This window comes from Geminicoccus sp., assembly GCF_035556675.1.
In the GTDB taxonomy this organism is placed as follows: domain Bacteria; phylum Pseudomonadota; class Alphaproteobacteria; order Geminicoccales; family Geminicoccaceae; genus Geminicoccus.
Genome location: NZ_DATMFZ010000012.1, coordinates 16,225 through 27,030 on the forward strand (window position 1 = coordinate 16,225; position 10,806 = coordinate 27,030).

The window sequence follows — 10,806 nt, forward strand, 5'->3', positions numbered from 1 at the left end:
CTTGGGGGGATCCTACGCGTGCGGCATCCGTGCCTGGATGCTGGGCTGCTGCCTGCTGCTGGGCCTGTTGCTGGCGGCGGGTGCTGCGCGTGCGCAGGCGGATGGAGCCTTCCCCGTAGACCGGATCGAGCTGCGGTTCTCGCCGCCTGATGTTGCTCCCCCAATCGACCGGACCGGGCTGGCCGACCTGCTGGCGGCCTATGAGGGTCGCAGCCTCACCACCGGGGAGCTGGTCGACCTGCGCGATGCCATCACCGCCCGCTATGTCGAGCGGGGCTATGTCAACTCGGGTGCAGTGATCGCCGGCCAGGACCTGCGCGACCGGGTGCTCGACATCGACATCGTGCTGGGCAGGCTCGGCGAGATCGACGTGCAGGGCGCCTCCGGGCTGGATCCGTCCTATGTGGCCGACCGGCTGCGCCTCGCTGCTGGCACGCCGTTCAACCTGGAGGCCATGCGCGCGCGCCTCCAGGTCCTGCTCAAGGACCCGATGATCGCCGCGATCGACGCGAGCGTCCTGCCCGGGGGGGAGCGCGGCGAGGCCAGATTGTTGGTCCAGGTCGAGGAGCGGCCACCGTTCACGGTCGATGCCCAGCTCGCCAACGACCAGTCGCCTTCGATCGGCTCGCTGCGCCTGGACACGGTCGCATTGTGGAAGAGCCTGACCGGCCAGGGCGACCCGCTGCGCCTGGAAGCGGATGTGTCCGAGGGCGCCTGGAGCGTGGAGCTGGCCTACGAGCGGCCGGTGACCGCGACCGACCTGCGCCTGCGCGCGGTGGTCGACTATGCCGATGCGCGGGTGGTGGAAGACCCGTTCGACGCGCTCGACATCGAGAGCAATTCTTCGGGGATCGAGCTCGGAGCATCCTATCCGGTCTACCGCACGGCACGGGACGACGTGCTGCTCGACCTGTCGCTGGAGCGCCGGCGCGGCGAGAGCTTCCTCCTGGGCGAAGGCTTCTCGTTCGCGCCCGGCACCAAGGACGGTGTGAGCGACGTCACCGCCCTGCGGTTCGCCCAAACCTGGCTGCGCCAGGACCGCATGTTCGCGCTGGCGGCCCAGTCGATCTTCAGCGTGGGGCTGGATGCATTGGGCTCCTCCGACCGCTGTTACGACGAGGACGACGACCGCCAGCCCTGCAGCGAGTTCTTCACCTGGCAGGCGCAACTGGAAGCGGTGCTACTGCCGTTCGCCGGGCATCCGGAATGGGCGGTTGCCGACCACCAGATCGTGGTGCGCGCCGGTGGCCAGCTCGCCGCGGACCCGCTCCTGCCGTCCGAGCAGTTCACGATCGGCGGTATCGACACAGTGCGCGGCTATCGCGAGAACCTGCTCGTGCGCGACACGGGCTGGTTCGCCTCGCTGGAATACCGCATCCCGATCGCAAGGCTGCCGATCCCAGGCCTGCAGCGCACCGTGGCGGACGGGCTGGTCGAGCTCATCCCATTCATCGACGCAGGTGGCGGCGAGGACCGGATGAACCCCGAGCAGACCGACGACACGATCGCCAGTGCAGGGATCGGCCTGCGTTGGCAGCCGTCCGAACGGCTGGACCTCGCCTTGTTCGTCGCCCAGCCCTTCGAGGGACGGCCCGACGACATCGACGACCTCCAGGACCTGGGCATCCATTTCCGGATCCGCTGCGGGATCTGGCCCTGGCCATTCGCCAGGGCCGGGCGGTCTTGATGCGCCTTCTGGCCCGCCTGCTCCTGCCGATGCTGCTCTGGCCGATATTGTGCCTGGGTGGTGCCGGCGCGCGCGCGGACGAGGCGGGCGAGCTGATCGCGGCTCGCCAGTGCTTCCCGGCGGCCCTGTTTCTCGCTCAACAGGCGGCCGGCCAGGCCGACGACACTGCGCTCACCCGGTTCTGCGCCCTGGCGACCAGCCGCTGCGATGGCCAGGATCATCCCTGGACCGTGCCGCCCGACCCGATGCCGACAGGTGCCGCTTGGCAGGCCTGCCTTGGCCGGATCGACGCGATGGCCAGCCGCCTGGCCGTGGTGCCGCCGGCCGATACCTGCGAGGAGCGGGCGGATCTGGCCGTTCTGGCCGGCCGGGTCCGTGATCAGGCGCAGGCGGCCTATCGGCGCCAGGACGACCGGGCGGCACGGCTGGAGGCGGTGCGCGCCGACCTTGCCGCCCGGCCGCAGCCGATCGCGAACGACCCCTGCCCGCTGCCCACCGCCGACATGACAGAGACAGCGGCGCTGCATGAGGCTGGCGGCTCCCCGGAGGAGCAGCTGGTGGCGGCACTTCTCGCCAGCGACCTGGCGGGCGACCCTGCCCCGCTGGAGGCTGCCGAGGCTGCGCTTGCCGCTGAGGGGCGTTCCGATCTGGCTGTGGTCGCCGCGGGCTTGGCCGCGGAACGGCTGGCGGAGCAGGGCCAGGCCGATGCGGCGCTTGCCGCTGCCGACCGGGCGATCCTGGGCGCCGGACAGGCCGATCTCGGCCAGGTGGAAGCCGAGGCGCTGGCGGTGCGGGCAGCCGTGCTCGACCGCCTGGGGCGCGACCCGGCCGCGGCCAGTGACGCCTATGCCGCCGCACTGCGTGCCCTGGACCGGCGCCGCGCGGCATTGCTGGACTATGACTGGATCCGCCAGGGTTCTCCCTACCGGCTGCAGGTGGCCCCGCTGGTCGAGCGCTACGTGGCCCTGCAGATCGAGCGCGCGGCCAGCCTGCCGGAAGCGGAGCGGGTCGCGATCTACCGCGAGGTGATCCGGTTCGCCGACCAGGCCCGCGCCGCGGAGCTGTCCGACTATTTCCAGGACGACTGCGTGGCCGACCTGCGGGCGCGCACCCGCAGAGTCGGCGAGATCGATCCCCGTGCCGCCGCACTGGTGACGATCGTGCAGCGAAACGGCATCGAGCTGTTCATGATGCTGCCGGACGGGCGGATCCGGCACCATCGCTCACCCTTGCCGGCCCGCGGTGAGCTCGAGGCCTACCCGTTCCGCCTGACCGACCCGACCCAGCCGAACGGCTGGAAGGCGCAGTCGCGGGAACTCTATGACCTGCTGATCCGCCCGTTCGCCGACGATCTCACGGGCGTCGAGACGCTCGTGTTCGTGCCGGACGGGCCCTTGCGCCACGTGCTGCCGGCCACCCTGCTGGACGGGGACAGCTTCCTGCTCGAGCGCATGGCGGTGGCGCTCAACCCCGGTCTGGACTTCGTCGACACCGCGCCCGCGCCGCGGGGCAGAGCCTCCTGGCTGCTCGGCGCCACCGCCCGCGCCTGCCCGCCACGCTGGGACGCGCTGGACGGCACCGAGGCCGAGGTCCAGGCGATCGCGGCCCTCAGCCCGCCGGCCGGCACTCTCACCCTGGTCGACGACGCGTTCGACCGTGCCGGGCTGTTCCGGGACCTGGCGACCCGGCCGCTCTCGGTGCTGCACTTCGCGACCCATGCCGAGTTCGCCCCGGAAGCCTCCGACAGCAAGGTCCTGCTCGGCAGCTGCGAGGAGCTGGACCTGGACGACCTGGAGCGGCTGATCAAGCAGGCCCGCTACCGCGACCGGCCCGTGGAGCTCCTGGTGCTGAGCGCCTGCCAGAGTGCGCTCGGCGACGACCGCGCCGCGCTGGGCCTGGCGGGGCTGGCGGTGAAATCCGGGGCACGGGCCGCGATCGGCTCGATGTGGAAGGTCGACGACCGGGCGGCCGAGCGGCTGATGACCCTGTTCCACGGCGAGCTGGCCAGCGGCGACGTCGGCAAGGCCGAGGCCCTGCGCCGCGCCCAGCTCACCCTGGCCGCCGAGCCCGGCATGGCCGCACCGGTCTATTGGGCGGCCTTTCAGCTCGTGGGCGACTGGCGCTAGGGAATCAGCCGCTCGGCGCGCAATTCGCCGAACAGGTCGAGGAAGGAATCCTCGGTAGGCTGGAAGCCGGCAAAGCCCAGCCTGCGGCTGTTCTTCATGTCGGTCATCACCTCGATCGGCCGGCCGAGGTCCAGGTCGGTGTGCCAGGGCGAGGCCAGCCGGTCGAGCTCGGGTTCCGCCAGGCCGTGACGCCCGGCGATCTCGCGCCAGACCGGCCCGTCCTGCGCCATCTCCGCTTCCAGCGGCCGCACCTCGCCCTCGTAGCCGACCCAATCCACGCCGAAAAAGCCGGCCAGGCGCGGCCAGAGCCATTTCCAGCGGAAGACGTCGCCATTGACGATGTTGAAGGCCTGGTTGCGCGCCTCCGGCGTGGTCGCCGCCCACAGGAGCTGCGCAGCCAGGATCCGCGCATCGGTGACGTCCGAGAGGCCTTCCCACTGTGCCTGCGAGCCCGGCCAGCGGAACTTCCGGCCGGTCTCCCGGCAGATCGTGGCATAGACGGCGAGCGTCGTGCCGAGGTTCATCGCGTTGCCGACCGCCTTGCCGATCACGGTGTGCGGGCGGTGGACGCTCCAGCCGAAGCCCTGGCGTTCCGCCGCAGCGTACACCTCGTCTTCCTGCGCATAATAGAAGTTCTCGACGTCCAGCCGCGGCATCTCCTCGCGGAGCGGCGTCTCGGGCATCCGCCCGGCTTTCACATAAGAGTCGAACGGCCCGAGATAATGCTTGAGCCCGGTTACCAGCGCCACGTGGCGGATGGAGTTGTGCCTGGCCAGCGCCGCCAGCACGTTGCGTACCATCGCGGCGTTGACCCGGATGTTCTCCGCTTCCGTTGCGTTGCGCATCCAGGTGGCCAGGAAGACGTGGCTGGGTGCGACCCCGGCCAGCGCTGTGTCTAGGCTCGCCGGGTCGAGCAGGTCGGCCGCCACCGGCCGCAGGCCCTCCGGCTCGGCGGGCGGTCGCCGCGCCAGGCCATGGACGGTCCAGCCCTCGGCCAGCAGCCGCTTCGCGAGCGCATTGCCGATGATGCCGCTGGCTCCCACCACCAGTGCTGTGCCGCTCATGTGCGATCCTTTCCCGAATCCTCTGCCTGCCAAGGTAGGCGCACCGCCCGCCCCGAGCTAGAAGGCACCCGGAAGGGACATAGCCACCAGAAGGTTACCGTCGGATGCCGACCGTCACTGCCGACAAGCAGATGGTCTTCGAGCAGGACTGCGCGCCGCGCCGGGTGCTGGAGCTGTTCACCGTGAAGTGGACCAGCATGGTGCTCCATGCCCTGCAGCACCTGCCCGATCGCACCGCGCGGACCAGCGTCTTGCAGCGCAGCCTGCCTGGAATCTCCAAGAAGATGCTGGTGCAGACCCTGCGCGACATGGAGCAGCGCGGTCTGGTGACACGCCGGGTCTATGACGTCGTGCCGCCCAAGGTGGAGTACACGCTCACCCGGCTGGGGGTGCGCTTCGCGGAACCGATCGAGATGCTGTACCTATGGGGCGAGCAGAACAAGGAGGCGCTCGACCAGCTCCAGGCCGCCGCGTCCGGCGGGTCGTGCGCGGCCGTTCCCACTGCTGATCAAACCCACTAAGAAGCCTGCCAGCCCAGCGTCGCCCGGACCATCCATGCCCGTCGAGAACGCGCCCTCCATCGTCGCCCTGATCCCCGCCCGCAGCGGCTCCAAGCGAGTGGCCGACAAGAACATCCGCCCGCTCCTGGGCCATCCGGCGATGGCCTACACGATCGCCGCCGCGCGCGCCTCGGGCGTGTTCGACAAGGTGTGCGTGTCGACCGACAGCGGCGACTATGCGGCGATCGCCCGGCACTACGGGGCCGAGGTGGTGATGCGGCCACCCGAGATGGCCGGCGACCGCTCGCCCGACATCGAGTGGGTCGAGCATGCGCTGGGCGCGCTGGAGCCGTTCGACTGCTTCTCGATCCTGCGCCCGACCTCGCCGTTCCGGCAGCCGGAGACGATCCGCCGCGCCTGGACGCAGTTCCTGGCGGAACGGGAGCAGTTCGACAGCCTGCGCGCCGTGCAGAAATGCCGGGAGCATCCGGGCAAGATGTGGGTGATCCGCGGCAACCGGATGTCGCCGCTCCTCCCCTTCGGGCCACCGGAGCAGCCCTGGCACAGCTCGCAGTATCCGACCCTGCCCGAGATCTACGTGCAGAACGCCAGCCTGGAGATCGCCTGGAGCCGGGTGGTGCGGGACGGCCGGACCATTGCCGGCAACAGCTTCATGCCCTTCCTCACCGAAGGTTTCGAGGGCGTGGACCTGAACGATCCCGAGGACTGGTTCTACGCGCTCTACATCATCGAGCACGAGGGCGCGCAGCTGCCACAGATCGACCGGCCGCCGCCACAGCTGGGCAACGCCTGAAGCGACCCGGACCGCCCTCCCCTCCGTATTTCCCCTTCATGGAAGCAGCGTCTCATGGGTGAACTGACCGGCAACGCCGTCGAGGGCACGCTCTACTGGGTGGCACCCGACGAGTTCGCGCGGATCCGCAGCCTCGCCATGCCGGCCGTGGCACGGGCCCGGCTGTTCGCCGACCTGGCGCGGCTGAACGTGCTCTACATGATCGCACGCGCGGGCTCGGGGCATATCGGCAGCTCGTTCAGCTCGATGGAGCTGGTCACTTGGCTGCATCTGGAGGAGATGCGCGACGGCGACGTCTATTTCTCCTCCAAGGGCCATGACGCGCCCGGGCTCTATGCGGTCCTGACGGCGCTGGGGCGCCTGCCGGCCGATCTCATGCACCGCTTCCGCAAGCTGGGCGGCCTGCCCGGCCATCCGGACATCGGCACGCCCGGCATGGTCGCCAACACCGGCTCGCTCGGCATGGGCATCTCCAAGGCCAAGGGCATGGTGTTCGCCAACCGGCTCAACGGCGGCAAGAGCCCGCGCATCTTCGTGATGCTGGGCGACGGCGAGCTGCAGGAGGGCCAGATCTGGGAGAGCCTGGGCTCGGCGGCGAACCGGGGCTACGACGAGATCACCGCGATCGTCGATCACAACAAGCTGCAGTCCGACACGTTCGTGCAGCAGGTCTCCGACCTGGGCGACCTGGAGGCGAAGTTCCGGGCGTTCGGCTGGCACGTGGTCCGGGTGGACGGCCATGATCTGCAAGCAATCGTCGCAGCATTGGACGCGGTCCGTGGGGTGAAGAAGCCCAAGCTGGTGATCGCCGACACCATCAAGGGCAAGGGTGTCTCCTTCATGGAGCACGTCGCCATGGAGAGCGACGCCGAGCTCTACCGCTTCCATTCCGGCGCTCCGCAGGCGGCCGACTACACCCGCGCCGCCCAGGAGATCATGGACCGGGTCAACCGGATCCTGCGCGACGCGCGGCAGACCGAGCTGACCCTGGAAACGGTCGAGCGCCCGGTGACCGCCCCCCCGGCCCAGGCGCCGGAGCGACTGATCCCGGCCTATTCCGAGGCGCTGCTGAAGGTCGCGGCCGAGGACAAGCGGGTCGTGGCGCTGGATGCCGACCTGATGCTCGACTGCGGCCTGATCCCGTTCAAGGCGAAGCTGCCCGAACGCTTCGTCGAGTGCGGCATCGCGGAGATGGACATGGTGAGCCAGGCGGGCGCCATGGCCCGCAAGGGTCTGGTCCCGGTCTGCCATAGCTTCGCCTGCTTTTTGGCGACGCGCGCCAACGAGCAGATCTACAACAACGCCACCGAGCGCTCGAAGATCGTCTATCTGGCGGCACTGGCGGGCCTGCTCCCGGGCGGACCCGGCCATTCCCACCAGTCGGTGCGCGACATCGCGGCCCTGGCCGGCACGCCCGGCCTGACGCTGGTGCAGCCATCCTGTGCCGCCGAGGTCGAGCCGCTCGTCCGCTGGGCGCTGCAGGCGAATGAGGGCAGCACCTATCTGCGCTTCGTCTCCATTCCGGTGGCCGTGCCTTATGCCCTGCCGGCGGACTATCGGGTCGAGCTCGGCAAGGGCTGGATCGCCAAGAACAGCGGCAGGGACCTCGTAGTGATCGCCTATGGCCCGGCCATGGCGACCGAGGCCTGGCATGCGCTGGACCGGGCCGGCGGTGGCCGGCTGGTCATCCTGCCCTGGCTGAACCGGGTCGACGCTACCTGGCTTGCGGAAGTCACCTGCGATGCCAAGACGGTGGTGACGGTCGACGACCACTATGTCGAAGGCGGACAGGGCGTGATGCTCGGCGCCGCCCTGCAGGCCCAGCACTTCGGGGGCCGCGTCCTGCATCTGGGCGTCGACCGGATCCCGTCCTGCGGCGCCAATGACGAGGTGCTGGCCGATCACGGCCTGGATGCCGCCGGGATCGCGCGGGCCATCGGTGGCTGAGCCGATCCGGCTCGGCCTGTTCGCGGCCTTCGATCCGAGCTGGGGCGGCGGGGAGAGCTTCCTCGCCAACCTGCTTACCGTGATCGGCAGGCGGCCGGAGCTCGAGGTGGTGCTGTTCCATCCGCGCGACGCCGGAGAGACCCGGGTGGCGCGCTGGCGGGCCCTGGGTGCGGTGCCCCGGCCACTCGACCAACTGACCCGCCACCACCCGGCCTGGTGGATGCGCAAGCTCGGCGAGCGGCTGGACCTGCCCTGGCTGGACGGGTTCGACCGGGTGCTGGCGGGCCGGGTCGACGCGACCTTCCTTCGCCCGCTGCCCTGCCGCGCGCCGGTCGTGCCGAACCTGCACTGGATTCCCGACTTCCAGGAGCGGCACCTGCCGGAAATGTTCAGCGCAGCCGAGCGGCGCTCCCGGGCTGCTGAGCACGAACGCTTCCTTTCCCGCTCGGCGCTGACCCTCGTGCAGACCGATGCCGCGGCCGAGGAGCTGGTCGGCTGGTTCCCGATGCACGCGGAGCGGGCACGGGTTCTCCCTTTCGCGGTCACCATTCCCAGCCGCGCGCTCATGGCCGACCCGGTGGAGCTGCTGGAACCCTTCGGCCTGCCCGAGCGGTTCGTCTACCTCCCGGGCCAGCTCTGGCGGCACAAGAACCACGGGCTGGTGGCCGAAGCCCTGGCGCGCGTGCCGGATCTCACCGTGGTCTCCACCGGCCATCTGGTCGATTACCGGGCACCGGACCATGTGGTGGCGCTGCGCGCTAGGCTGACCGAGCTTGGCGTCGAGCGGCGGTTCCGCCTGCTGGGGCCCGTGCCACTGGACATCGTGTTCGCCCTGCACCGCCGTGCGATGGCGCTCCTGAACCCCTCGCGCTTCGAGGGCTGGAGCACCACGGTGGAGGAGGCCAAAGCGCTGGGTCGGCCCCTGCTCCTGTCCGACATCCGCACCCACCGGGCCCAGGCCACCGCCCCGGATCGCGCCGGCTGGTTCGGCGTCGACGATGTGGACGGGCTAGCCCGGCTGTTGATGGCGGTGCGCGACGAGGGCGTGCCCGGCCCGGATCCGATGGCCGAGGCCCAGGCGCTCGATGCCTATGAGCTCGCGCGGGCGCGCTTTGCCTACGGCTTCGTGCGGATCGTCTCCGAAGCCGTGGGTCGGCCCCTGGCTACTCCGCCGCCTTCTGGATGAAGCCGAGGTTGGCCTCGCGGATCTTCTTGGCGGCCTCGTCGTAGAGGAAGGGCAGGAACGCGTAGCGCTTGCCGGCCGTGACCTGGCTCGCCTCGTGCAGGAGCGAGCAGGAGAACACCACGGCACCCCCGGTGGGTGCCCGGTAGGTGCGGCGGCCGAACTCGGGGAAGCGCAGGTCGCCGCCCTCGTACTCCTCGGCGTTCAGGTTGATAGATACGGCGAAGCGCCGGTGCGCGGTGCCCTTGGTGGTATTGTCGCGATGCGCACGGAAATGCCCGCCTTCCTCGGCCGCATAGCAGGCCACGATGTAGCGCTCCATGCGGGTGACGTCGAACTGGTAGGCCTTCTTGATCTCCGGGATCACCCGCCGGCTGAACCTGGTCTGGATCGCGCGGACGAGCTGCTGGTCCTCGATCACCCAGTCGCTGCGGACCTTGTGGCTGCGGTCCTTCACCTCGACGGTCTTGCCGTCGACCTCGCGCATGAAGCCGCTTTCCTTGCCGCCATTGCGCTCATAGCCCTGGATCAGCACCCGGCACAGCTCCGGCTCGAACACCTGCGGGATCACCATGACCGGCGCGTGTGCCAGCACCGGCGGCAGGGCATCCATGCGCGGCAGGCTCGCCATCAGCTCCAGCACCGCCTGGGCATGGCGCGCCGGGTCGGCCTCGCGGATCTCCGCCATGATCTGCAGGCGCGGGCTGATCACGGCCGTCACGAGATCGTTGCCGGTAAGGCCGAACTGCTGCGCCACCTGGCGGTCCTGGTCCCAGAAGGCGCGCACACCCGGCGTGCGCAGCGGCAGGCGGCCGCCGCTCTCATCGGCCGGGTCCGGAGTAACGAAGAACAGGCTGCCATGGCTGTCGTCGAACTGCGGCGAAACGGCCAGGACCCGGGCGAGCCCCGCCGCTGCCGGATCATCCATGCCAGGGATGAAGGTAAGGACCAGCCAGCGGCCGGCGATCGTGTCGATCTTCAGTCCAGGCGAGTTGGACGCACGCGCCGTGAAGAGGGGGCAGGGATCGCCGATCGCCATGGCGGCTCACATCCTTTCTCATGCTCGGTCTGAAGCGATCAGATTACAGATTGTTCATGCACTGTCAACCACAGGTGGCTTGCGATATAGCACCAGTGGGTCAGCGCAAGGCTATCCGAGCCGCCTGGACATCGTCACGTACGCGTGAGCGCGTCTGGCGGCGGGCCAGGATCGCCACGATCAGCAGAAGAGTCAGAGGTACGATCAGCGGGTCGATCAACCAGGCGAATCCCGCCAGGCTGAAGTAATAGGCGCGCAACCCATGGTTGAAATCGGTGGCCGCCCTGCTGAAATGAGCAGCGTAAATCCTGGCGAGCGGGGCGATCGCGGCTTCCGGCATGGGTGCCGGCGGTGCGGCGCCGATCAGGGCGATCAGGTAGTTGTACTGGCGGATCGCCCAGGTGAACTTGAAGAAGCCGTAGATGAAGATCGTCAGGATCACGACG

General features: G+C 69.6%; 9 protein-coding genes. 6 read left to right on the forward strand and 3 right to left on the reverse strand.

The genetic code is table 11. The annotated features are described in order from the left end of the window. Window position 1 precedes the first annotated feature (1 nt). Entirely contained in the window at window positions 2–1,687 is a 1,686-nt protein-coding gene (locus VNS22_RS00980) for a ShlB/FhaC/HecB family hemolysin secretion/activation protein (protein WP_325728692.1), read from the forward strand. Next, on the forward strand, window positions 1,687–3,813 hold the full coding sequence (locus VNS22_RS00985) for a CHAT domain-containing protein (protein ID WP_325728693.1): 2,127 nt from the start codon (window positions 1,687–1,689) through the stop codon (window positions 3,811–3,813). Before VNS22_RS00980 ends, VNS22_RS00985 begins: the two co-directional genes overlap by 1 nt. On the opposite strand, the gene VNS22_RS00990 is transcribed toward VNS22_RS00985, so the two are convergent. Further along, window positions 3,810–4,877, reverse strand: coding sequence for an SDR family oxidoreductase (locus VNS22_RS00990; RefSeq protein ID WP_325728694.1), 1,068 nt, complete (start codon window positions 4,875–4,877; stop codon window positions 3,810–3,812). The two genes, VNS22_RS00985 and VNS22_RS00990, sit on opposite strands and share 4 nt — an antisense overlap. Before the next feature lie 104 nt (window positions 4,878–4,981). Between VNS22_RS00990 and VNS22_RS00995 the strand changes: the two genes are divergently transcribed. From VNS22_RS00995 to VNS22_RS01010, 4 genes are read left to right on the forward strand one after another with little or no spacing between them, the layout of a single operon-like run. Then, window positions 4,982–5,398 (forward strand): helix-turn-helix domain-containing protein, encoded by a 417-nt coding sequence (locus VNS22_RS00995; RefSeq protein WP_325728695.1) that lies wholly within the window; start codon window positions 4,982–4,984, stop codon window positions 5,396–5,398. 34 nt (window positions 5,399–5,432) lie between these two features. Next, window positions 5,433–6,191, forward strand: a complete 759-nt coding sequence (locus VNS22_RS01000; RefSeq protein ID WP_325728696.1) for an acylneuraminate cytidylyltransferase family protein — start codon at window positions 5,433–5,435, stop codon at window positions 6,189–6,191. Between the two features lie 54 nt (window positions 6,192–6,245). After that, window positions 6,246–8,138 carry a 1-deoxy-D-xylulose-5-phosphate synthase N-terminal domain-containing protein gene (locus VNS22_RS01005; RefSeq protein WP_325728697.1) on the forward strand — a complete coding sequence of 631 codons (1,893 nt, stop codon included), beginning with the start codon at window positions 6,246–6,248 and terminating at the stop codon, window positions 8,136–8,138. Continuing rightward, window positions 8,131–9,324, forward strand: coding sequence for a glycosyltransferase (locus tag VNS22_RS01010; RefSeq protein WP_325728698.1), 1,194 nt, complete (start codon window positions 8,131–8,133; stop codon window positions 9,322–9,324). The genes VNS22_RS01005 and VNS22_RS01010 overlap by 8 nt, the downstream gene beginning before the upstream one ends. On the opposite strand, the gene VNS22_RS01015 is transcribed toward VNS22_RS01010, so the two are convergent. Next, the gene (locus VNS22_RS01015) at window positions 9,302–10,360 is read right to left on the reverse strand and encodes a 2OG-Fe(II) oxygenase (protein ID WP_325728699.1); all 1,059 of its coding nucleotides are present in this window, start codon (window positions 10,358–10,360) and stop codon (window positions 9,302–9,304) included. The genes VNS22_RS01010 and VNS22_RS01015 overlap by 23 nt on opposite strands. A 100-nt stretch (window positions 10,361–10,460) precedes the next feature. Next, the coding region (locus VNS22_RS01020) for a DUF599 domain-containing protein (RefSeq protein WP_325728700.1) at window positions 10,461–10,806 on the reverse strand (346 nt) is incomplete at its 5' end.

Coding starts and splice junctions, on each gene's coding strand:
- VNS22_RS00995 (WP_325728695.1), top strand. CDS start 4,982: ATGCCGACCGTCACTGCCGACAAGCAGATGGTCTTCGAGCAGGACTGC.
- VNS22_RS01015 (WP_325728699.1), bottom strand. CDS start 10,360: ATGGCGATCGGCGATCCCTGCCCCCTCTTCACGGCGCGTGCGTCCAAC.
- VNS22_RS01000 (WP_325728696.1), top strand. CDS start 5,433: ATGCCCGTCGAGAACGCGCCCTCCATCGTCGCCCTGATCCCCGCCCGC.
- VNS22_RS00985 (WP_325728693.1), top strand. CDS start 1,687: ATGCGCCTTCTGGCCCGCCTGCTCCTGCCGATGCTGCTCTGGCCGATA.
- VNS22_RS01005 (WP_325728697.1), top strand. CDS start 6,246: ATGGGTGAACTGACCGGCAACGCCGTCGAGGGCACGCTCTACTGGGTG.
- VNS22_RS00990 (WP_325728694.1), bottom strand. CDS start 4,877: ATGAGCGGCACAGCACTGGTGGTGGGAGCCAGCGGCATCATCGGCAAT.